Origin of the sequence: Micromonospora sp. NPDC049645 (genome assembly GCF_040675155.1) — a bacterium.
GTDB lineage: Bacteria > Actinomycetota > Actinomycetes > Mycobacteriales > Micromonosporaceae > Micromonospora.
In genome coordinates this window covers 263897-284836 of the sequence record NZ_JBFAOI010000006.1, presented here as the reverse complement: position 1 = coordinate 284836, position 20940 = coordinate 263897, and the positions used below count along the sequence as shown (strand labels likewise).

Below are 20940 nucleotides of genomic sequence, written 5' to 3'. Positions count from 1 at the left end.
ACCGCTGAGTATTCGAGGTGTTCCGCCCGGTCGTCGGCCCGCACGTACTCTTCCGACATCCGGGTCGACGTTCCGGAATTTTCGCGGCCGGACCCCCGGCCACCTGCAACGGGAGGCACCTGATGAAGCAGGGCCCTCTCCCCTCGGTCGACTCGCCGGACGACATGGCCGGCCCAACCGACCTGCCCACCTGCGGCCCGCTCCCCACCCGGATCGGCGTGTCCGGCCCCAGCCCGGAGGAGCCGCTCGGTGTGGTCGCCGTCGGCCCGGCCGGCGCCGAGCGGCGTGCCGTGCTCGCCACCCTGCTCGGGCTCGACCCGGTCATGCTCACCGTGCCGGCCGGCAGTTGGTTGGTGGTGCGCAACGCCAAGGTGCCCACCCGGGCGGCGTTCGTGCCGGGTTACCGCCAGCCGCACTCGTACGGCGCGGACCGGGACGCCGCCGGCCCGGCGTTGGCCCGTCCGCCCCGACGGGTCGAGCTGAGTGTGCCCGAGCCTCTGCTGCGGCACTTCACCCTGATCGATGTTCCGGACACCGCCGCCCTGGGCGTGGCCGGCACCCGGGTGCTGCTCGAAGCGGCGGGCCGGGCCGGCGCACTGCTCTTCGTGATCGCCGCCGATCAGGCGTTCACCGCCGCTGAGCTGAACCTGCTCGCCGAGGTCGCCCCGACCTCGGTGGAGGTCGTCTTCGCGGTCACCCCCGGCGCGGCGGGTTGGGCGCCGTCGGCCGACGGCGCGGCGACTACGGAGGACGCGGGGGCGTCCGTCCCGCCGGCCGTTGGTGCGGAGGCCGAGGTGGACGCGGTCGCGGTGACCGTGGAGGCGCATCGGGCGGCGCTCCTGGCCGCGGTGCCGGCGCTGGCCGGTGCGCGGTGGTTCCCGGTCGACGGGGCCGACTCGGCCGCCGACCTGCGCCGGGCTCTGGTGGGTTGGGCGTCGCGTGAGGGGTTGCAGCGGGCCAGCGTCGACCCACCGGTGTTGCCGGGCCAGCAGGGCCGGGTCGCGGTGGCCGCCGATCCGGGCGACTGGTCCGAACGGCTCGACCGCCACACCCGCTCCTGTGCTCAGCGGATCCGGCAGCACCTGGCCCTGGAGCTGGCGAACATCCACCTGCGGGCCGTTCAGGAGATCGTGTTCGGAGTCGGGTGCGCCGGCCTACCGGACCTCCTGGACCGGGAGATGGCCGCGCTGTCGCTGTTGGCCACCGCCCAGTGCGATCAGGCGGTGCGTGGCATCGTGGCCGATGTCGCGTCCCGGGTGCTCGGTGCGCCGCCGACCGAAGGCGTGCGCCGCCGGATCGCCACCGCCGTTCGGTACGGCCTGGCCGACCACCGGCCCGGCCACGAGGTGGACAAGGTGCTGCTGATCACCAGCACCGCCGGTGTGGCCGGGTTGACCGGCGCGGAGGCGATCGACGCCGTCGCCAGCTATCCGTCGGCGTCCCGGGACGAGGTGCTCCCGCCGGTCGCGGTGGCGCTCTCCGGCGGGTGCTGGCAGCAGTGGCGTACGCCCGGCAACGACGACCACAACGCGGCGCGGGCCTGGTCCCAGCGGGCCGTGCGTGAGGTCGAGTTGGGGTTGTCCAGGGAGGTCTCCCGACGGTTCGAGGTGATCCGCCTCTCGCTGGGCGCGGTGCTCTCCGATGCAGTCGACCACGGCATCCTGCTCGCCTGACGGCGCGCCCACCACCCGGTCCGGGTCCGCGCCACACCGCGGATCCGACGGTGTGCGGGGCGGTTCCGGAGGGTCCGGGGTGGGTGATCCGCGCCGGGCCGGCGTTCCGGTTCCTCGGTTCCGGGAAACCGGTGGCACGATGGGGGGCATGGCGGCTCCGCAGGTTGCACCGGTCGAGACGCCGGACACTGACGAGGTGCCGGCGTCCGACCGGCAGTGGGTGACGATCGTGTGGGACGACCCGGTCAATCTGATGACGTACGTGACCTGGGTCTTCCAGAAGCTTTTCGGCTACAGCCGGGAGAGGGCCGAGCAGCTGATGCTGGACGTGCACCACAAGGGCCGTGCCGTGGTCTCCACCGGTGCCCGGGAGCGGATGGAGCACGACGCGTCGCAGCTGCACGCGTACGGGCTGTGGGCGACGGTGGACAGGTCATGAGCATGTTCCATCGCCAGGCCGGGCGCTACGTCGCCGTGTTCGCCGTCGACGAGGTGCGGGTGCTGCGCAAGGTCGCCTCCGAGGTGGTGGGTCTGCTCACCGATGGCTTCGACCACACCGACCCGGTCGTCGGTCGGCTCTTTCCGGCGGTCTATCCGCAGGATGCGCCGGGCACCGCCGAGTTCCGCCGCTACACCGAGGGCGACCTGAAGACCGCGAAGATTGATCAGGCGGGGGCGATCCTGGCCGCGTTGCCGGACGACGCCGGTGGTGAGGTGCGGCTGGACGCCGAGGCGGCCGAGGCGTGGTTGCGGGCGCTGAACGACGCCCGGCTCGCGATGGGTGTCCGGCTGGAGATCAAGGACGGCACCGACCTCGGTGAGGAGTTGGACGACGCGGTCGCCGAGGACCCGGGTTCCAGCCGGGTGTTCCAGCTGTCGGTCTACGCCTATCTCGGGTATCTACAGGAGTCGCTGCTCAACGCCTTGATCGACTAAGGGTGACCGGCGCCACTTCGGCCCGTGCTCGGCAGGCGTTAGGCTGGTGCACGTGCTGAGCATCGACCGGTCGATCATCGACGCGATCGTCGCCCACGCGCGCCGGGATCACCCCGACGAGGCGTGCGGCGTGGTCGCTGGTCCCGTCGGCAGCGACACCCCGACCCGGCACATTCCGATGGACAATGCCGCGCGGTCGATGACCTTCTACGAGTTCGACTCGATGGAGCACCTGCGCGTGTGGCGGGAGATGGACGACCGGGACGAGGAGCCCGTCGTCATCTACCACTCGCACACCGCCACCGAGGCGTACCCGTCGCGGACGGATGTCTCGTTCGCCGGTGAGCCGGGGGCGCACTACCTGCTCGTCTCGACCCGTGAACCCGACTCGGAGGAGATCCGGTCGTTCCGGATCGTCGACGGCGTGGTCACCGAGGAGCCGGTCCGTGTCGTGGAGGCCGGCGTCGATCCGCACGCCGTCCAGTCCTACATGTTCGGGCAGAGCCCGGCGACGGTCGACTACGAGTGTTCCGGCCGCTGACCCGTCAGCGCCGCACCCGTCTCGTCCCGTCACCGTAGGCACACCCGATCGAGGAGTTCGACATCATGGCCATCGAGGTTCGCATCCCCACCATCCTGCGCAGCTACACCGGCGGCGCCAAGGTCGTCGAGGGCACCGGCGACACGCTCGCCGACCTGCTCACCGACCTGGATTCCCGGCACGGCGGCCTGCGCGGCCGTCTGATCACCGACGCCGGCGCGCTGCACCGCTTCGTCAACGTCTACGTGAACGACGAGGACGTCCGCTTCCTCGGCGCGCTGGACGCGAAGCTCTCCGACGGTGACAGCGTCACCATCCTGCCGGCCGTGGCCGGCGGCGCGTTCGGCTTCGCCGCGGCGGCGGCGATCAGTTCGCACAGCGCCGCGGCGGCGGCGATCAGTTCGCACAGCGTCGCCCGCGGCGCCGTCGCGGCTCGCTGAGGTCGGCCGCCATGGCGCGGTACGACAGTCTGCTCGACGCCTGCGGGGGTACGCCGCTGGTCGGCCTGCCCCGACTCTCCCCGACGGTGCCCGACGGGGCTCCTCCGGTGCGGCTCTGGGCCAAGCTGGAGGACCGCAACCCGACCGGCAGCATCAAGGATCGCGCGGCGCTGTTCATGGTGCGGGCGGCGGAGGAGGCTGGCCGGCTGCGGACGGGTGACACCATCCTCGAACCGACGAGCGGCAACACCGGCATCTCGTTGGCGATGGTGGCGAAGTTGCGCGGCTACCGGTTGGTCTGCGTGATGCCCGAGAACGTCTCCACCGAGCGGGTCCAGCTGCTCCGGATGTACGGCGCCGAGATCATTTTCTCGCCGGCGGCGGGTGGTTCCAACCAGGCGGTCGCCACCGCCAAGCAGATCGCCGTCGAGCACCCCGACTGGGTGATGCTCTACCAGTACGGCAACGAGGCCAACGCGCGGGCGCACTACGAGACGACCGGGCCGGAGCTGCTGCACGACCTGCCCAGCATCACGCACTTCGTGGCCGGGCTCGGCACCACCGGCACCCTGATGGGCACCGGGCGCTACCTGCGGGAAAAGGTCGAGGGCATTCAGGTCGTGGCCGCCGAGCCGCGCTACGGCGAGCTGGTCTACGGCCTGCGCAACATCGACGAGGGGTACGTGCCGGAGCTCTACGACGCCTCGGTGCTCTCCCGGCGTTTCTCGGTCGGCACCCGGGACGCGGTGTTGCGCACCCGCCAACTGGTGGAGGTGGAGGGCATCTTCGCCGGGTTCTCCACCGGTGCGATCCTGCACGCCGCGCTCGCGGTGGCGCACGAGGCGGTGCGCGACGGCCGGCGGGCCGACGTGGCCTTCGTGGTGTGCGACGGCGGATGGAAGTACCTCTCCACCGGCGCGTACGGCGGCACTCTCGCCGATGCCGAGGACGCCCTGGAGGGGCAGCTCTGGGCCTGACCGATCCGGTCTTCGCGATTACGGGCCGTCGACCTGTGTCGACGGCCCGTTCGCTGCCCGGCGTACCGCGAACGGGTGTCACGTTCGTGACAACTTCCGTTGGATGATTCTTGCCGCCGGGTACGCCAGCGTAGGCTGCGCAGCGTGGCGTACGCGTCGGTAGAGATCATGGCCGGGACGATCGCCGGCTCGGCTGCTACTGATAGTGACAGCGAGACCACTCGATGCGACTGACCGTTCTGGGAAGCGCCGGCAGCTTTCCTGGCCCCGAGTCGCCCTGCTCGGCCTACCTGGTCGAAGCCGACGGCTTTCGGCTCCTGGTCGACTTCGGCTCGGGTTCGCTGTCCAGCCTCCAGCGGTACGCGGGGTTGCACGCCCCGGACGCGATCCTGCTGACCCACCTGCACTGCGATCACATGTTCGACGCCGTGCTGTACGTGGTGGTGCGCCGATACGCCCCGGACGGCCCCTACCCGGCGCTGCCGGTGTACGCGCCCGCCGGCGCGCCGGACCGGCTCAGCGCCGCGTACGGCGACGACGGTTCGGTCGAGGACGTCTACCGGTTCTACGCGCTCCAGCCGGGCACGTTCCCGATCGGCCCGTTCACGGTCACCGTCGACCGGGTCAACCACCCGGTGGAGACGTACGGCGTGCGGTTGGAGCACGAGGGTCGTTCGCTGTGCTACTCGTCGGACACCGCGCCGTGTGAGGCGCTGCTGCGGTTGGCGCAGCGCGCCGACGTGTTCCTCTGCGAGGCCAGTTACCTCGACGGCATGGACAATCCACCGGATCTGCACCTGACCGGTCGGGAGGCCGGTGAGGCGGCGACCAAGGCAGAGGTGGGCCGGCTGCTCCTCACCCACCTGGTGCCCGCCTGGGGCAGCGAGGCGCACACGCTGGAGTCGGCTGCCTCCGCGTACACCGGGCCGCTCGAGGTGGTCCGGCCCGGCGCCAGCTACGACATCTGACGGCACGTCCGGTTCGCGAGGCCGGGCCGCAGTGTTGTGCCGTACTGTTCGCCGGCCGGTCAGCGGCCGGTCGTCTGGCGCACCCGTGGCACCCGCACGGTGTGGGCATGCGGATCGCCATCGTGACCGAGTCGTTCCCACCGGATGTGAACGGCGTCGCGCACTCCGTGGTGCGGACGGCGGAGCACCTGCTCGACCGGGGCCACGAGCCGGTGGTCATCGCGCCGGCCCCGCCCGCCGGCCGGCCGGGCATCGACCGGCTGCCCTACCCGGTGGTGCGCATCCCCAGCGTGCCGCTGCCCCGTTACCAGGGTTTCCGGCTGGGCGTGCCGACCACCACCCGACTGACCGGGGCGCTGCTGTCGGCCGCGCCGGACGTGGTCCACCTGGCCAGTCCGTTCATCCTGGGCGCACGGGCGGCCACGCTGGCCAGCCGGCACGGGCTGCCCACGGTGGCGGTCTACCAGACCGATGTGGCCGCGTACGCGCGGGCGTACCGGGTCAGTTGGGGCGAGGCGGCGGCGTGGCGCCGGATCCGCGAGATCCACAACTCGGCGCACCGTACCCTCGCTCCCTCCACCCGGGCCGCGGCCGACCTGATCGCCAACGGGGTGCAGCGGATCTGGTTGTGGCGTCGCGGCGTGGACGCCGTTCGCTTCGACCCGGCCAAGCGGTGTGCGGCGCTGCGGAACCGGTTGGCGCCCGACGGTGAGCTGCTGGTCGGCTACGTCGGCCGGCTCGCCGCGGAGAAGCGGGTGGAGCTGCTGGCGGCGACGTCCCGGCTACCCGGCGTGCGGGTGGTGGTGGCCGGTGACGGCCCGACCCGCCGCCAGTTGGCCCGGGAACTGCCCGGGGTGACCTTTCTGGGCGTGCAGCAGGGCGAGGACCTTGCGCGGCTCTACGCCAGCCTGGACCTGTTCGTGCACACCGGACCGCACGAGACGTTCGGTCAGACCATCCAGGAGGCGCTGGCCTCCGGGGTCCCGGTCGTGGCACCGGCCAGCGGCGGCCCGGTGGACCTGGTCGACCAGGGTGTGACCGGGCTGCTGGTGCCGCCGAACGACGCGGACGCGCTGGCCGCGGCGGTGGCCGAGCTGGCCGGCGACGCCGACCGGCGCCGGGCCTACGGGCTGGCCGCCCGGGTCGCGGTCAGTCGCCGCAGCTGGGCGGCCGTCGGCGACGAGCTGATCGGGCACTACCACGCGGTACGCGCCGTGGCAGCCACCGTCGGCCTGCCGGCCGCGTCGTGACCGGGGCCGGCGGCGGGCTGCGGATCGTACGGCTCGCAAACTTCGTGACGGCACGCTCCGGCGGCCTGCGTACCGCGTTGCGGCATCTCGGCGCGGGCTACCGGGCGGCCGGGCACGAGCCGGTGCTGGTGATACCCGGCCGGCGGGCCGCCGACGAGACCCACCCGTGGGGGCGGGTCATCACCCTGCCCGGACCGGAGCTGCCGGGCAGCGGCGGCTACCGGATCCTGGCCGGCCGGAGTCGGCTGGCCCGGCTCCTCACCGACCTGGCACCGGACCGGTTGGAGGTCTCCGACCGGTCGTCGCTGCGCTGGACGGGCCGGTGGGCCCGGGCGCACGGGGTGCCGTCGGTAATGGTGTCGCACGAGTCGTTGACCGGGCTGCTCGGGCAGTGGGGTGTGCCGGACGCGCTGCGCCGGCCGACCGCCGACCGTCTGAACCGGGCGACCAGCCGGGCGTACGACCGGATCGTCTGCACGACCCGATGGGCCGCCGAGGAGTTCGACCGGATCGGCGCCCGCAACGTGGACCTGGTGCCGCTCGGGGTGGACCTGGACACCTTCTCCCCGCACCGGGCCGACCCGCGAGTGCGCGAGCGGTACGCCGACTCCACCGAGCTGCTGCTGGTGCACTGCGCGCGGTTGTCCCCGGAGAAGCGGCCCGAGCTGGCCGTGCAGGCCCTCGCCGAACTGCGCCGGTCGGGCGTACCGGCGGTGCTGGTGATGGCCGGCGACGGCCCGTTGCGTGGGGCGCTGGCCCGCCGGGCGGCGGGGTTGCCGGTCACCTTCACCGGCTTCCTGCCGGACCGCGCCGCGGTGGCCGCGTTGCTGGCCAGCGCGGACGTGGTGCTGGCACCCGGCCCGGTGGAGACCTTCGGTCTCGCCGGCCTGGAGGCGCTGGCCGGTGGCACACCGGTGGTGGTCAACGCGGCCAGCGCGCTGCCCGAGGTGGTGGGCGAGGCCGGGTTGGCCGCGTACGGCTCCGGGGTGTCGATGGCGGCGGCGGTGACCCGCCTGGTGGCCCGGCCGGAGGCGCAGCGGCGGCGTGCGGCCCGGGCGCGGGCCGAGGAGTTCGGCTGGCCGGCGGCGGTCGCCGGGTTCCTCGGTGTGCACGGCGCGGACGCGCCTCGGGGCACCCGGAGCGAGGTGGATCGCCGCACCGCATAGGGTGCAGGCATGGCGCGACCTGACGGGCGAGGGCCCTCTCAACTTCGACCGGTGACCCTGACCCGTGGCTGGAGCACCCATCCGGAGGGCTCGGTGCTCGTCGAGTTCGGCGGCACCCGGGTGCTCTGCACGGCCAGCGTCACCGAGGGGGTGCCCCGCTGGCGCAAGGGCTCCGGGCTCGGCTGGGTGACCGCCGAGTACGCGATGCTGCCCCGCGCCACCAACACCCGCTCCGACCGGGAGAGCATCAAGGGTCGGGTCGGTGGGCGCACCCACGAGATCTCCCGGCTGATCGGCCGCAGCCTGCGGGCCAGCATCGACCTCAAGGCGCTCGGCGAGAACTCGATCGTGCTCGACTGTGATGTGCTCCAGGCCGACGGCGGCACCCGCACGGCCGCGATCACCGGCGCGTACGTCGCGCTGCACGACGCGGTGGGCTGGCTTGCCGCCCGCAAGGCGTTGGCCGGCAAGCCGGAGAAGGTGATGCACCGTTCGGTGGCCGCGGTCAGCGTGGGGATCATCGCCGGAGAGGCCCGACTCGACCTCTGCTACGAGGAGGACGTCGCCGCCGAGGTGGACATGAACGTGGTGTGCACCGGTGCGGGTGACTTCGTCGAGGTGCAGGGCACCGGTGAGGCGGGCGTGTTCGCCCGCGACCAGCTCGACGCCCTGCTCGACCTGGCCGTCGCCGGCTGCGCCGAGTTGGCCGAAGCCCAGCGGAAGGCACTCGCGTGAGCGCGAGGAGTGAGCTTGCGAGCCCCGCAGTCGCGAACAGAGGTGTCGCGGTGAGCGCGAGGAGTGAGCTTGCGAGCCCCGGAGTCGCGAACAGAGGTGTCGCGGTGAGCGCGAGGAGTGAGCTTGCGAGCCCCGCAGTCGCGAACAGAGGTGAACCAGCATGAACAAGGTCCTGCTCGCCACCCGTAACCGCAAGAAGCTGGTCGAACTTCAGCGCATCCTGGACGGCGCGCTCGGCGCGCACCGGATCGCCCTGCTCGGGCTGGACGACGTCGAGCAGTACGCGGAGCTGCCGGAGACCGGCCTGACCTTCGGCGAGAACGCGCTGATCAAGGCGCGGGAGGGTTTCCGGCAGAGCGGGCTGCCGACCATCGCCGACGACTCCGGGCTCGCGGTGGACGCGCTCAACGGGATGCCGGGGGTGTTCAGCGCCCGCTGGTCCGGCCGGCACGGTGACGACCGGGCCAACCTTCAACTGGTGCTGGACCAGATCGCCGACGTGCCCGACGAGCAGCGGGCGGCCTCGTTCGTCTGCACGGTGGCGCTCGTGCTGCCGGGCGGCAAGGAGCACCTGGTCGACGGCCGACAGTCCGGGCGGGTGCTGCGCGCGCCGCGCGGTGATGGCGGCTTCGGCTACGACCCGATCTTCCTGGGCGACGGGCAGGACCGGACCAACGCCGAGCTGACCCCGGCGGAGAAGGACGCGATCAGCCACCGGGGCAAGGCCCTGCGCGAGCTGGCGAAGCTGATCGCCAAGGTGCTACCGCCCGCCGCCTGACCGGCGCGAGGTTCCGCCGCGCGCCGCCTGACCAGTGCGAGATGCTGTCGTCCGTCGCCTGACCCGCGACGGACGACAGCGACCTGACCAGGTCAGCTCAGCGCGCCGACCTCTCGTTCGATGGCGGCGCGCAACTGCGGCCCGGCGACGACGGCGCGGGCCGCCTCCATCACCGGGGCGAGGAAGACGTCCGGGCCGGGTTCGCCGGCTGCCGCGCCGAGCGCGGCGACGGCCGCCCGGCCGGCCGGGGACGGCTCCAGCGGGGCACGCAGTTGCAGGCCGCGTACGCCGGCCAGCAACTCCACCGCGAGCAGGCTGGTGAGGTTGTCCAGCACGGTTCGCAGCTTCTTGGCCGCCGCCCAGCCCATCGAGACGTGGTCCTCCTGCATGCCGCTGGTGGGCAGCGAGTCCACCGACGCGGGCGCGGCCAGCCGACGGTTCTCGGCGACGATCCCGGCGGCCGTGTACTGGGCGATCATCAGCCCGGAGTTGACCCCGGCGTCGGGGGAGAGGAACGCCGGCAGTTCCCGGGAGCGGGTGACGTCGAGCAGCCGGTCCACCCGCCGCTCGGCGATCGCGCCCACCTCGGCGGCGGCGATGGCGAGGAAGTCCGCGGCGAAGCCGAGCGGCGCGCCGTGGAAGTTGCCCGTCGACTCGACCCGGCCGTCCGGCAACACCACCGGGTTGTCCACGACGGACACCAGCTCCCGGGCCGCGACCGTGCGGACGAAGTCCAGGGTGTCCCGAGCCGCGCCGGCCACCTGCGGTGCGCACCGCATCGAGTACGCGTCCTGCACGGCGTGCGCCAGGTCGTCGCGGTGCGAGTCCATCACCCGGGAGTCCTGCAACAGTCGGTGGATGTTCGCCGCCGAGGCCGCCTGACCGGGGTGCGGCCGGATCGCGTGCAGCTCGGGCAGGAACGGCCGTTCCGAGCCGAGCATCGCCTCGATGGCCAGCGCGGCCGTCACGTCGGCCATGGCGAACAGGTGCGCCGCGTCGTGGATGGCCAGCAGCAGCATGCCGAGCATCCCGTCGGTGCCGTTGATCAGCGCCAGCCCCTCCTTGGCGGCCAGCTCGATCGGCTTGAGCCCGGCGGCGGTCAACGCGTCGGCCGCGTCCTGCCGTTCACCGGCCGGGCCGAGCACCCAGCCCTCGCCGAGCAGCACCAGCGCGCAGTGCGCCAGCGGCGCCAGGTCGCCGGAGGCGCCCAGCGAGCCGTGCTCCGGCACCCACGGGGTGATGTCGTGGTTGAGCAGGTCGACCAGGGCCTCGGCGACCAGCGGCCGGACCCCGGAGCGGCCCAGGGCGAGGGATCGGACCCGCAGCAGCATCATCGCCCGGACCACCTCGCGCGGCATCGGGGCGCCCACCCCGGCGGCGTGCGAGCGGATCAGCGCGTGTTGCAGCTCGGCGCGCCGCTCCGGGGCGATGAAGGTGTTGGCCAACGCCCCGAACCCGGTGGAGACCCCGTAGACGGGACGACCGGACGACTCGATGCCGTCCACGATGGCCCGGCTGGTCGCCATCGCGTCGATGGTGGCCGGGGCGAGGACGACCGTGGCGGTGCCGCGGGCCACCGCGAGCACGTCGTCGGCGGTGATCCCGGTGGGCTGGATGGTCACGTTCGTCATTGCGGAACTCCGTTGCGTATTACCTGGCGGATCAGGGGGACACCGGGCCGGTAGGCCAGGTGCAGGTGCGACGGCGCGTCGAGGACCACGAGGTCGGCCCGCGCGCCGGGGGTGAGCACACCGATGTCGTCGCGGCGCAGCGCCCGCGCGCCACCGGCGGTGGCGGCCCAGACCGCCTCCGCCGGGGTCATCCGCATCTCGCGGACCGCGAGGGCCACGCAGAACGGCATCGACGAGGTGTACGACGAGCCGGGGTTGCAGTCGGTGGCCAGCGCCACGGTCACACCGGCGTCGAGCAGTCGACGGGCGTCCGGGTAGGGCGAGCGGGTGGAGAACTCCGCGCCGGGCAGCAGGGTCGCCACGGTGCGGGTGCCCGATCCGTCGCTGCGGGCGGTGTCGGCGAGCGCGGCCACGTCGGCGTCGCTGAGGTGGGTGCAGTGGTCGACGCTGGCCGCGTCCAGTTCCACGCCCAACCGCACCCCGGGGCCGGGGCCGAGCTGGTTGGCGTGCAGCCGGACGCCCAGCCCGGCGGCCTGCCCGCAGGCCAGGATGGCGCGGGCGTGGTCCACGTCGAAGGCGCCCCGCTCACAGAACACGTCGATCCACTTCGCGTACGGGGCGGCGGCGGCCAGCATCGGCCCGCAGACCAGTCCGACGTAGTCGTCGGGGCGGTCGGCGTACTCGGCGGGCACCACGTGGGCACCCAGGAAGGTGGTCTCGGTGCTGGTCTCGGTGGCGATCCGCAGCGAGCGGGCCTCGTCGGCGACGGTCAGGCCGTACCCACTCTTGATCTCCATGGTGGTGGTGCCCTGGCGCAGCGCCTCCCCGCGCAGCCGGCGCACGGTGACCCGCAGCTCGGCGTCGGTGGCGGCCCGGGTCGCACCGACCGTGGTCCGGATGCCGCCGCCGGTGTAGGGCTGACCGGCCATCCGGGCGGCGAACTCGGTGGCCCGGTCCCCGGCGAAGACCAGGTGGGCGTGGCTGTCCACGAAGCCGGGCAGCACGGCGGCCCCACCGGCGTCGACCCGGCGGTCGGCGGCCGGCGCGTGCGCGGACGGCCCGACCCAGACCACCCGGCCCTCCTCGACCAGCACGGCGGCGTCGCGGCGGATGCCCAGCGGGCCCTCGCCGGCGCCGTTGGTGACCAGCTCCCCGATGTTGTCGACCAGCAGACTGTTCACGAGGGGAGCACCGCCTCGATGGCCGCCGACAACTCGGCCGGCACGTCGACGCTCAGGTGCCGGCCGTCGGCCACGACCACCCGGCCGTCCACCATGACCTGCTCGACGTCCGCCGCGGAAGCCGTGAAGAACGCGCCCACCGGCGGCGCCCCGGCGGTGCGGGGGGTGTCGAGACGGACCGTCACCAGGTCGGCGCGGGCGCCCACCGCGATCCTCCCGGCGTCGGCCCAGCCCAGCGCGGTGTGCCCGGCGGCGCTGGCCGCGGTCAGCAGGTCGGGCGGCGCGAAGTGGCCGCGTCGACGGGTACGCAGCCGCTCGTCCAGCTCCACCGCCCGGGCCTCCTCGAACAGGTCGATCACGGCGTGGCTGTCGCTGCCGAGGCTCAACCGGATGCCCGCGTCGGCCATCAGCCGGGCCGGACCGATGCCGTCGGCGAGGTCCCGTTCGGTGGTCGGGCAGAGGCACACACCGGTCCGGCTGTCGCCGAGCAGGGTCAGGTCCGTGCTGGTCGGGTGGGTGGCGTGTACGGCGGTGGTGCCCGGCCCGAGCACACCGTGCTCGGCGAGCAGCGCGGTGGGCGAGCGCCCGTGCACGGCCCGGCACTCGTCGTTCTCGGCGGGCTGCTCGGAGAGGTGCACGTGCAGGGGCGCCTGCCGCTGGCTGGCCCAGTCGGCGACCGTGCGCAACTGGTCGGCCGGGACGGCCCGCACCGAGTGCACGGCCGCGCCGACCCGGACGTGCGGGTCCGTCGGTTGGAACGCCGCGGCCCGCTCGGCCCAGCGGGCCGCGTCGCCGTCGCCGAAGCGCCGCTGCGGCCCGGTGAGAGGTCGGCCGTCCACACCCGCGCTCAGGTAGCAGGCGTCCAGCAGGGTGAGCCGGATTCCGGCGTGCGCGGCGGCCTCGACCAGTGCTTCGCCCATCGCGTTCGGGTCGTCGTACGCGCCGCCGTCCGGCCGGTGGTGCAGGTAGTGGAACTCGCCCACGCAGGTGATCCCGGCGAGCGCCATCTCGGCGTAGACGGCCCGGGCCAGGGCGAGGTAGGTGTCCGGGGCCAGCCGGTCCGCGACCGCGTACATCTGCTCGCGCCAGGTGAAGAAGTCACCGCGCCCGCCGTGGGTACGCCCGCGCAGCGCCCGGTGGAAGGCGTGCGAGTGCACGTTTGCCAGGCCGGGCAGGGTCAGGCCGGGCAGCCGGGTGGCGTCCCTGAGCACCTCGACCCCGGCGGCCGGTCCGCCGGCCCCGAGCAGCGGCGTGAGCGCGCTGATCCGGCCACCGTCGACCTCGATGAGCACGTCGGGTGTCGGTTCGGCGTGCTGGGGAAGCCAGGCGTACTCGGCGAGCCAGCGGGTCGGTGTCACCGGCATGTCAGCTCCTCAAGCACCCGGGCCAGCGCCCGCACCCCGGCGGCGCAGTCGTCGTCGGTGGCGGTCTCGGCGGGGGAGTGCGACACGCCGGTCGGGTTGCGCACGAAGAGCATCGCGGTGGGCAGGTGCGCGGCGAGCACCCCGGCGTCGTGCCCCGCGCCGGTGGGCAGCACCGGGGCGTCGAGCAGCGTGGCCAGCCGTTTGGCCAGCCCTCCGTCGAAGGCGACCACCGGGGTCACCGACTCCTCGGTGACGGTCACCGTCGTACCGTCGCGGCGGGCCCGCTCGGCGAGCTTGCCGCGCACCGCGTCGACCAGCCCGGTCAGCGTCTCCGGGTCGGCGGCGCGGGCGTCCAGCCAGCCGGTCACCTTCGACGGGATGGCGTTGGTGGCGTTGGGTTCGACGGCGACCCGGCCCACGGTGGCGTGCGCCCCGCGCAGCCGGGCCTCCTTGTTGGCCGCGAGCACCGTGAACGCGTAGGTGAGCATCGGGTCGCGCCGGTCGGCCATCCGGGTGGTGCCCGCGTGGTTGCCCTCGCCGACGACGTCGAAGCGCCACCGGCCGTGCGGCCAGATCGCGCTGGCCACCGCGACCGGCGCGTCCGTGTCGACGAGCGCGCGGCCCTGCTCGACGTGCAACTCCACGAAGGCCCCGAACCGGCCCAGCAACTCCGGTCGGGCGCCCGCCGGCCGGTCGCCGAGCGCCTCGGCGAAGCTCACCCCGGCCGCGTCGCGCAGGCCGGCCGCGCGGTCGGCCGGCAGCGCCCCGCTGAGCAGCCGCGACCCCAGACACGGTACGCCGAAGCGCGCGCCCTCCTCCTCGACGAACGCACCCAGCACCAGTGGGCGGTCCGGGGTGACGCCGGCCGCGCGCAGCTCGTCCACGGCGAGGAACGCGCTCACGATGCCGAGCGGCCCGTCGTACGCCCCGCCGTGCGGCACCGAGTCGAAGTGGCTGCCGGTGAGTACCGCGTCGGGCGCCTCCGGGTCACCCCAGTGGGCGAAGAGGTTGCCGTTGCCGTCCTCGGTGACCGGCATGGCGCGGTGTTCGGCCTGCGCGCGGAACCAGGCTCGCAGCTCCCGCTCCGGCTCGGTCAACGCGTACCGCAGGTAGCCGCCGCTGTCGGCGTCCCGCCCGATCGGCGCGATCTCGTCCCACAGCGCCCGGAACCGGCCGGCGAGGTGGTCCGTCACGAGTTGCCACCCTCGGTCATGGGCACCCGGACCCCGGTGCGGTCGGCGACCTCGCGGGCGCTCTCGTAGCCGGCGTCGACGTGCCGGATGACGCCCATCGCCGGGTCGTTGGTGAGCACCCGCTCGATCTTCTGGCCGGCGAGGGCGGTGCCGTCGGCCACGCACACCTGCCCGGCGTGGATCGACCGACCGATGCCCACGCCGCCGCCGTGGTGGATGGACACCCAGGAGGCGCCGCTGGCCGTGTTGACCAGGGCGTTGAGCAGCGGCCAGTCGGCGATCGCGTCGGAGCCGTCGGCCATCCCCTCGGTCTCCCGGTAGGGGCTCGCGACGCTGCCGGTGTCCAGGTGGTCCCGGCCGATCACCACCGGGGCGGAGAGTTCGCCGGAGGCGACCATGTCGTTGAACCGCACGCCCGCCCTGTCCCGTTCGCCCTGGCCGAGCCAGCAGATCCGGGCCGGCAGGCCCTGGAAGGCGACCCGTTCACCGGCCAGCTTGATCCACCGGGCCAGCGACTCGTTCTCCGGGAACAGGTCGAGGATGGCCCGGTCGGTGGCCGCGATGTCGGCCGGGTCGCCGGAGAGCGCCGCCCACCGGAACGGCCCCCTGCCCTCACAGAACAGCGGCCGGATGTACGCGGGCACGAAGCCCGGGAAGTCGAAGGCGCGCTGGTAGCCGCCGAGCTGCGCCTCACCCCGGATCGAGTTGCCGTAGTCGAACACCTCGGCGCCGGCGTCGAGGAAGCCGACCATCGCCTCGACGTGCTTCGCCATCGACGCGCGGGCCCGGTCGGTGAACTCGGCCGGCTTCGCGGCGGCGTAGTCCCGGGCCTCGGCCAGCTCCACCCCCACCGGCAGGTACGCCAGGGGGTCGTGCGCGCTGGTCTGGTCGGTGACGATGTCGATCTCGACGCCCCGGCTCAGCAGCTCCGGGAAGACCTCGGCGGCGTTGCCGACCACGCCGACGCTCAACGCCCGACGTTCCCGCTTCGCCGCGCGGACCCGACCGATCGCGTCGTCCAGGGAGTCGGCGACCTCGTCCAGGTAGCGGTCGTGCACCCGGCGGTCGAGCCGGGTGCGGTCGACATCCACGATCAGGCAGACGCCGCCGTTCATGGTGACCGCGAGGGGTTGCGCGCCGCCCATTCCGCCGCAGCCGGCGGTCAACGTCAGCGTGCCGGCCAGGGTGCTGCCGCTCGACCCCTGCCCGTCGCCGCGGGCGCCGGCGAGCTTGGCGGCCACCGCCGCGAACGTCTCGTAGGTGCCCTGGAGGATGCCCTGCGTGCCGATGTAGATCCACGAACCGGCCGTCATCTGCCCGTACATGGTCAGGCCGAGCTGTTCGAGGCGGCGGAACTCCGGCCAGGTCGCCCAGTCGCCGACCAGGTTCGAGTTGGCCAGCAGGACCCGGGGCGCCCACTCGTGGGTGCGCATGACCCCGACCGGCCGGCCCGATTGCACCAGCATCGTCTCGTCCTCGCGCAGGTCGGTCAGCGTGCGGACCAACGCGTGGTACGACGGCCAGTCCCGCGCCGCCTTGCCGGTGCCGCCGTAGACCACCAGGTCGTCGGGGCGTTCGGCCACCTCGGGGTCGAGGTTGTTCATCAACATCCGCAGGGCGGCCTCCTGCTGCCACCCGCGGGTGGTGAGCTGGCTGCCCCGTGCGGCACGGATCGGCTGGGTCATCTCTGGTTCTCCTCCGGTCAACCGAGGAACAACTGTCGGCGGGCCGCGGAGGCTTCGAACGCCTCCAGTCGGCGCTGGGTGTCGGCCGGCGCGGCGTCGCAGATCGCCTGCAACAGCACCATGGCCAGGGTCATCGGGGCGGTGTGCAGGTCGAAGACGAGTTGCGCGCCGACGGCCGCGGCGAGCACCACGTCGGCGTGCTCGGTGGCCGGGCTGACCGGCGAGTCGGTGATCGCCACCACCGTCAACCCGGCCTGGCGGGCGTCGCGCAGCGCGTCCAGGGTCTCCCGGGGGTAGCGGGGCAGCACGAAGGCGAGCACGGCGGACGCGCCGGCCTCGGCGGCCTGCTCCAGGCGGTCGGTGAGCAGGCTGCCGCCGTCGTCGAGGACCCGCACGTCCGGGTGCACCTTGGCGGCGAAGTAGGCGAAGTACGCGGCCAGCGGCGCGGCGGCGCGCAGGCCGAGCACCGGCAGTGGGCGACTCTCGGCGAGCAACCGCCCGATCTCGGCGATCCGGTCCCGGTCGGCGAGTTGACCGGCCAGGCGGTCCAGGTTGCCCATCTCCGCGCGTACCGCCTGCTGGAGCTCGTTGCCGGCGTCCGTCGACCCGCCCGGTGCCGAGCCGGTGAGGTCCCGCAGCCGGCGGCGCAGCGCCGGGTAGCCGTCGTGGCCGAGCGCCACGGCGAACCGGGTGACCGACGGCTGACTCACCCCGGCCAACTCGGCGACCTCGGCGGCGGACAGGTACGCCACGCCGGGGGCGTGCTGCACCAGACAGTGCGCGATCCGGCGCTGCGTGGGGGTGAGTCGCACCCCTTGGAACAGGTCGAGCACCCGGTCAGCGGGTGCCGCGACAGCTCCTTCATTCATGAGCTGACTCTATGCATAGAAACTTTCATAGACAACCACCTCGGGTCAGGTCAACGCCCTGCCGCCGTTGCTCGGCGCACCACTGCCGGCCATCACCGCGCTGCTGGTGCTCGGCGTCCTCACCCTGTTCCGACGCGGAGCCGCCGCCCCGGCAATCGCCGTCCTCCTGCCGCCGGTGGCGGCCATCGGGCCGGGTGTCGCGGGGATCTACCCCCTGCTCGACCCGCGCACGTCCCATTTCCTGATCGTGACGATGGGCCCACGTACACCCACCCCGGTGAGCCGGTGTGGCAGGCGGCGCTCACCGGGTACCGCGTGCAACGCGTCACGTCCGGATCGGAGCCAGTGGTCCTGATCAGCAGAAGGTAGTGGCGACGACGAATGGACGGGTGACCGCCGGGCGACTGACCGTGGCACCGGTCGGTACCATGCGCCTGGCGGTCTAGCGGAGGAGTTGGCATGCAGCCGGAAGGCCCCTACAGGTTCACCCACTTGCTGGGCGGTTCACCGGTGGGCAAGGCCTGGGCCGCCATCGACGAGCAGGGTCGCTTCGTGAGCGTGGCCGTGCTGGACGCGACCGTCGCCGCCGCCCCCGGTTGGCGCGAGGCGTTCGCCGAGGTCGCGAACGCGCTCGCCCAATCCCCCGACGGTCCCCCGATCACGTACGCCGACTTCTCGGCCGCCGCGCCCTGGGTGGCGTACGCCGCCGAGGCCGGACCCGCCCCGGAGAAGCTGTTCCGCGCGCTCGGCGTGGAGTACCAGCCGGTGCCCGCCGCGCCCCGGCCCGTCTCCGCTCCTCCGCAACCGGTGTCCGGTGTGCCGCAACCCGTGTCGGGTGTGCCGCAACCCGTGTCCGGTGTGCCGCAACCGGTGTCGGGTGTGCCGCAGCCCGTGTCGGGTGTGCCGCAACCGGTCGTCGACATGCCGCATGCCCCGTGGGCGGTGCAGTCGGCCGCGATCCCGAACCAGCCCTCCGCGCAGACACATCCCGTCTCGGCCGCACCGGCGTCGAGCGCACCCGCCTCGCCCGTCGCCGGTCCGACCGGCCCCGAGGTCGCCCCGATGCCGGCCACCGTCTCGGGCCCGCCGGCCGACGTGCCCCCGTTCGACCCGTACCCCGGCGCGGTGCGTCGGATCAAGCCCTCGGCGCCGCCCAAGCGGCGTACCGGCCTCTGGGCCGGGGTGGCCGCGCTGGCCCTGGTGGCCGTGGTGGGCGGCGGCGCCGGCATCTACGCCCTCAGCTCCGATGAGCCCGGCGAGCCGGACCCCCCACCCACCGCCGCCTCCAGCGGCTTCCCCGCCGCGACCCCGCTCGCCCCCGGCCTCAAGCCCTGGGCCCAGGCCGCCCTGCGCAGCCCCGAGGAGCACGCGCTGGCCGTGGCCGGGCCGTCCATGGTCTTCATGGAGGTGATGTTCACCGGGTACGTGCGCAACAAGGCCGATGGCGCCCTGCTGAACAAGGCCCCGGTGACCTTCAGCCGGCGCTGTAGTGGCGTCGTCGTCCAACACGAGGGATACGTCCTCAGCAACAGCCAGTGCGTGCAGCCCACCCCGGACCTCCTGGTCGGGGGTGCCCTGAACGCCGTGGCCAACCGGCTGGTGACCGAGGGCAGCCTGCAGGCCAAGGACATCAGCACCTACACCCGTGCCCGGGTCGGCACCTCGGTCTTCACCGGTCTGCAGGCCGCCGACAAGCCGGAGTCCCGGCTGTACGGGCAACTCAACATCGCCAAGGGCGAGGTGACGGACAGCCCGGCGATTCCCGGCGCCGTCGTCCGGGCCCTGCCGATCGAGGCGGGAAACATCGCCCTGGTGAAGCTGGAGCAGAAGAACCTGCCCACGTCGGAGCTGAACACCTCGGCCGGCATCAGCGCGGAGACGTCCCTGCTCGTCCTGGGCTACGGCACCACGGACACCAGCTTCCGGGCGGCCACCTACACGGTGTTGTCGAAGTCGGTGACCGTGACCGGTGTCGACACCTCGACGCCGCTGAACCCGTACCGCATCAACGAGGATCTCGGGCTCTATTCGCGGGGCGGGGTCGCCATCGACCCGAGCGGCCGGGTGGTCGGCATGCTGGACAACGACCTGCTGCGGCCCGACAAGGCGAACCGCCTCGTCGCCCCGGTCTCCGCCATGACCGCCCTGCTCCAGGCCGCCGGTGTCAGCAACGCCCTCGGCGAGGCCGACAACCAGTACCGCAGTGGCCTCGACGCGTACTTCGCCGGGGACGAGTCGACCGCCATCGCCCGGTTCGACGAGGCCGCGCGGAACTCCCCGACCAACCTGCTGGCCCAGTCGTACCGACAGGCGGCCGTCGACAGCCGGGGGCCCGGCGACGATTCGGGTGGGTCGAGCTGGGCCGTGCCGGTGATCGCCGCGGCCGGAGGCGCGCTCGCGGTCGCCATCGTGGTGGCGGTGGCGATGCTCCTGGCCCGGCGGCGCAACAGCCGTTACTAACGCGTCTGCGCGGCGCCCGGTCGAGGCGCCAGCGCGCTGGCGGCCCGCGCGGAAGCGCCGACCCGGGTGCCGGTCAACCACGGGCCCAGCGGCGTGCCGATGACGATCCACGCGAACACCCACGGGACCACCAGCGCGGCAACCAGGTCGACCACCCCGCCGGACCTCGGCGTCTTCAGGACCCACAGGATGCCCGCGTGACTGAGCACGACGGCGATGCCGCAGCCGGCCAGTCGACTGATCACCCGCGACGCCCGTACACCGATGCGCAGGTCCAGCTCCTCGGCGAGCCGGATGAGACCGACGCTGATCAGGATCGCGGTCAGCACCCCCAGCACCGGGGAGCCGAAGTTGCCGGCCTTGAGGTCAAGGTCCCGGTTCAGGCCGAGGAGCACGAACCCCACGCCGATCGAGAGTGACGCCGCACCGGCACTGGCCGGAAGGCGCGGACGCATCCGGCGCAGCAGCCGCCCGGCCAACACGAAGACCAGGCACGCCGGGACCAGGAACAGCCCGAGCGGGCCGGCCGTGACGACGCCGGGAGCGAGGTACGCGGTGACCAGGCCCACCACCGCGACCGCCCAGGCGACCGCGGCGGGGAACCGCTCCAGCCACCGGAACGCGACCGCCGCGATGAGGAGCACCGAGACGAACCAGAAGGCGGAGAACGGTCGCACCGCGGCCGTGCCGCCGTAGAGCGCGTCACCGAACGTCCCCGCCGCGACCTGGCCCGTCGCGGCGTCCGCCGCGAGCAGTGCCGCGACCAGGATGAGGAACCACACCACGTAGGGCACGCCCAGCGTCGTCCAGCGCTTGCGCAGCTCCCCACCGAGCGGTCGACCGGGCGACCAGAAGTAGCCGGTCAGGACGAAGAACACCGGCACGTGCCAGGTGTAGATGGACGCGCGGGTCAGGCTGTCGCTCCAGACGTGGCCCACGACCACCGCGGCGATTCCGACGATCCGGAGGAGGTCGACACCGGCGGAGCGGTTGCCCGACACCGTTGTCGTGCTCGTTGCGGCCATGGCCGGAATCATTTCAGACAGCGGGACCGACCTCCGCCCCGGATCGGCACCGGTTCTGCCGGGGCGTC

Annotated in this window: 20 protein-coding genes; 13 read left to right on the top strand and 7 right to left on the bottom strand. The window is 73.4% G+C overall.

Features of this window, described 5'->3' with window-relative positions; all coding sequences use genetic code 11:
- The first annotated feature begins 122 nt into the window (after positions 1 to 122).
- The 11 genes from AB0J33_RS16830 (at position 123) to rdgB (ending at position 9464) form a co-directional block, all read left to right on the top strand.
- Positions 123 to 1673: a hypothetical protein gene (locus AB0J33_RS16830; protein WP_363614398.1), complete on the top strand. Its 1551-nt coding sequence runs from the start codon at positions 123 to 125 to the stop codon at positions 1671 to 1673.
- A 148-nt stretch (positions 1674 to 1821) separates the two neighbouring features.
- Positions 1822 to 2112: an ATP-dependent Clp protease adapter ClpS gene (gene clpS / locus AB0J33_RS16825; RefSeq protein ID WP_088946433.1), complete on the top strand. Its 291-nt coding sequence runs from the start codon at positions 1822 to 1824 to the stop codon at positions 2110 to 2112.
- Positions 2109 to 2609: a DUF2017 domain-containing protein gene (locus AB0J33_RS16820; protein WP_196921330.1), complete on the top strand. Its 501-nt coding sequence runs from the start codon at positions 2109 to 2111 to the stop codon at positions 2607 to 2609. Before clpS ends, AB0J33_RS16820 begins: the two co-directional genes overlap by 4 nt.
- Before the next feature lie 52 nt (positions 2610 to 2661).
- Positions 2662 to 3150, top strand: a complete 489-nt coding sequence (locus AB0J33_RS16815; RefSeq protein ID WP_030487200.1) for a M67 family metallopeptidase — start codon at positions 2662 to 2664, stop codon at positions 3148 to 3150.
- A gap of 65 nt (positions 3151 to 3215) precedes the next feature.
- Positions 3216 to 3590, top strand: a complete 375-nt coding sequence (locus AB0J33_RS16810) for a MoaD family protein (protein ID WP_363614395.1) — start codon at positions 3216 to 3218, stop codon at positions 3588 to 3590.
- An 11-nt stretch (positions 3591 to 3601) separates the two neighbouring features.
- Positions 3602 to 4567, top strand: a complete 966-nt coding sequence (locus tag AB0J33_RS16805) for a pyridoxal-phosphate dependent enzyme (protein ID WP_363614393.1) — start codon at positions 3602 to 3604, stop codon at positions 4565 to 4567.
- Between the two features lie 224 nt (positions 4568 to 4791).
- Positions 4792 to 5535, top strand: coding sequence for an MBL fold metallo-hydrolase (locus AB0J33_RS16800; protein WP_363614391.1), 744 nt, complete (start codon positions 4792 to 4794; stop codon positions 5533 to 5535).
- Between the two features lie 107 nt (positions 5536 to 5642).
- Complete coding sequence (locus AB0J33_RS16795) at positions 5643 to 6785, top strand: glycosyltransferase family 1 protein (protein ID WP_363614389.1); 1143 nt, start codon at positions 5643 to 5645, stop codon at positions 6783 to 6785.
- 17 nt (positions 6786 to 6802) lie between these two features.
- Positions 6803 to 7951, top strand: coding sequence for a glycosyltransferase (locus AB0J33_RS16790; protein WP_363614631.1), 1149 nt, complete (start codon positions 6803 to 6805; stop codon positions 7949 to 7951).
- Positions 7952 to 7960: 9 nt separating this feature from the next.
- Positions 7961 to 8686 (top strand): ribonuclease PH, encoded by a 726-nt coding sequence (gene rph, locus AB0J33_RS16785; RefSeq protein WP_363614387.1) that lies wholly within the window; start codon positions 7961 to 7963, stop codon positions 8684 to 8686.
- Positions 8687 to 8846: 160 nt separating this feature from the next.
- Positions 8847 to 9464, top strand: coding sequence for an RdgB/HAM1 family non-canonical purine NTP pyrophosphatase (gene rdgB, locus AB0J33_RS16780; protein ID WP_363614385.1), 618 nt, complete (start codon positions 8847 to 8849; stop codon positions 9462 to 9464).
- A 92-nt stretch (positions 9465 to 9556) separates the two neighbouring features.
- On the opposite strand, the gene hutH is transcribed toward rdgB, so the two are convergent.
- Genes hutH through AB0J33_RS16750 form a run of 6 tightly spaced genes read right to left on the bottom strand, consistent with a single transcriptional unit; the run spans position 9557 to position 17387 of the window.
- The gene (hutH, locus tag AB0J33_RS16775) at positions 9557 to 11095 is read right to left on the bottom strand and encodes a histidine ammonia-lyase (protein WP_363614383.1); all 1539 of its coding nucleotides are present in this window, start codon (positions 11093 to 11095) and stop codon (positions 9557 to 9559) included.
- Positions 11092 to 12276, bottom strand: a complete 1185-nt coding sequence (hutI, locus tag AB0J33_RS16770; RefSeq protein WP_363614381.1) for an imidazolonepropionase — start codon at positions 12274 to 12276, stop codon at positions 11092 to 11094. Before hutI ends, hutH begins: the two co-directional genes overlap by 4 nt.
- Positions 12273 to 13640, bottom strand: a complete 1368-nt coding sequence (locus tag AB0J33_RS16765) for a formimidoylglutamate deiminase (protein WP_363614379.1) — start codon at positions 13638 to 13640, stop codon at positions 12273 to 12275. Before AB0J33_RS16765 ends, hutI begins: the two co-directional genes overlap by 4 nt.
- Positions 13631 to 14833: an allantoate amidohydrolase gene (locus tag AB0J33_RS16760; protein WP_363614378.1), complete on the bottom strand. Its 1203-nt coding sequence runs from the start codon at positions 14831 to 14833 to the stop codon at positions 13631 to 13633. The genes AB0J33_RS16765 and AB0J33_RS16760 overlap by 10 nt, the downstream gene beginning before the upstream one ends.
- The gene (gene hutU / locus AB0J33_RS16755; RefSeq protein WP_363614376.1) at positions 14830 to 16518 is read right to left on the bottom strand and encodes a urocanate hydratase; all 1689 of its coding nucleotides are present in this window, start codon (positions 16516 to 16518) and stop codon (positions 14830 to 14832) included. The genes AB0J33_RS16760 and hutU overlap by 4 nt, the downstream gene beginning before the upstream one ends.
- A 17-nt stretch (positions 16519 to 16535) precedes the next feature.
- Complete coding sequence (locus AB0J33_RS16750) at positions 16536 to 17387, bottom strand: MurR/RpiR family transcriptional regulator (protein WP_363614374.1); 852 nt, start codon at positions 17385 to 17387, stop codon at positions 16536 to 16538.
- A gap of 67 nt (positions 17388 to 17454) precedes the next feature.
- Between AB0J33_RS16750 and AB0J33_RS16745 the strand changes: the two genes are divergently transcribed.
- Both AB0J33_RS16745 and AB0J33_RS16740 read left to right on the top strand, forming a co-directional pair.
- Positions 17455 to 17742, top strand: a complete 288-nt coding sequence (locus AB0J33_RS16745; protein ID WP_363614372.1) for a hypothetical protein — start codon at positions 17455 to 17457, stop codon at positions 17740 to 17742.
- Between the two features lie 104 nt (positions 17743 to 17846).
- Positions 17847 to 19847, top strand: coding sequence for a trypsin-like peptidase domain-containing protein (locus AB0J33_RS16740; RefSeq protein WP_363614370.1), 2001 nt, complete (start codon positions 17847 to 17849; stop codon positions 19845 to 19847).
- Here the strand turns inward: AB0J33_RS16740 and AB0J33_RS16735 are convergent.
- Complete coding sequence (locus AB0J33_RS16735) at positions 19844 to 20872, bottom strand: acyltransferase family protein (protein ID WP_363614368.1); 1029 nt, start codon at positions 20870 to 20872, stop codon at positions 19844 to 19846. The two genes, AB0J33_RS16740 and AB0J33_RS16735, sit on opposite strands and share 4 nt — an antisense overlap.
- Between the last annotated feature and the right edge of the window lie 68 nt (positions 20873 to 20940).

What these genes read in the sequence shown, in the direction of transcription:
- AB0J33_RS16830 (WP_363614398.1), top strand. Translation starts at nt 123, where the DNA reads ATGAAGCAGGGCCCTCTCCCCTCGGTCGACTCGCCGGACGACATGGCC.
- clpS (WP_088946433.1), top strand. Translation starts at nt 1,822, where the DNA reads ATGGCGGCTCCGCAGGTTGCACCGGTCGAGACGCCGGACACTGACGAG.
- AB0J33_RS16820 (WP_196921330.1), top strand. Translation starts at nt 2,109, where the DNA reads ATGAGCATGTTCCATCGCCAGGCCGGGCGCTACGTCGCCGTGTTCGCC.
- AB0J33_RS16810 (WP_363614395.1), top strand. Translation starts at nt 3,216, where the DNA reads ATGGCCATCGAGGTTCGCATCCCCACCATCCTGCGCAGCTACACCGGC.
- AB0J33_RS16805 (WP_363614393.1), top strand. Translation starts at nt 3,602, where the DNA reads ATGGCGCGGTACGACAGTCTGCTCGACGCCTGCGGGGGTACGCCGCTG.
- AB0J33_RS16800 (WP_363614391.1), top strand. Translation starts at nt 4,792, where the DNA reads ATGCGACTGACCGTTCTGGGAAGCGCCGGCAGCTTTCCTGGCCCCGAG.
- AB0J33_RS16795 (WP_363614389.1), top strand. Translation starts at nt 5,643, where the DNA reads ATGCGGATCGCCATCGTGACCGAGTCGTTCCCACCGGATGTGAACGGC.
- rph (WP_363614387.1), top strand. Translation starts at nt 7,961, where the DNA reads ATGGCGCGACCTGACGGGCGAGGGCCCTCTCAACTTCGACCGGTGACC.
- rdgB (WP_363614385.1), top strand. Translation starts at nt 8,847, where the DNA reads ATGAACAAGGTCCTGCTCGCCACCCGTAACCGCAAGAAGCTGGTCGAA.
- hutH (WP_363614383.1), bottom strand. Translation starts at nt 11,095, where the DNA reads ATGACGAACGTGACCATCCAGCCCACCGGGATCACCGCCGACGACGTG.
- AB0J33_RS16765 (WP_363614379.1), bottom strand. Translation starts at nt 13,640, where the DNA reads ATGCCGGTGACACCGACCCGCTGGCTCGCCGAGTACGCCTGGCTTCCC.
- hutU (WP_363614376.1), bottom strand. Translation starts at nt 16,518, where the DNA reads ATGACCCAGCCGATCCGTGCCGCACGGGGCAGCCAGCTCACCACCCGC.
- AB0J33_RS16750 (WP_363614374.1), bottom strand. Translation starts at nt 17,387, where the DNA reads ATGAATGAAGGAGCTGTCGCGGCACCCGCTGACCGGGTGCTCGACCTG.
- AB0J33_RS16740 (WP_363614370.1), top strand. Translation starts at nt 17,847, where the DNA reads ATGCAGCCGGAAGGCCCCTACAGGTTCACCCACTTGCTGGGCGGTTCA.
- AB0J33_RS16735 (WP_363614368.1), bottom strand. Translation starts at nt 20,872, where the DNA reads ATGGCCGCAACGAGCACGACAACGGTGTCGGGCAACCGCTCCGCCGGT.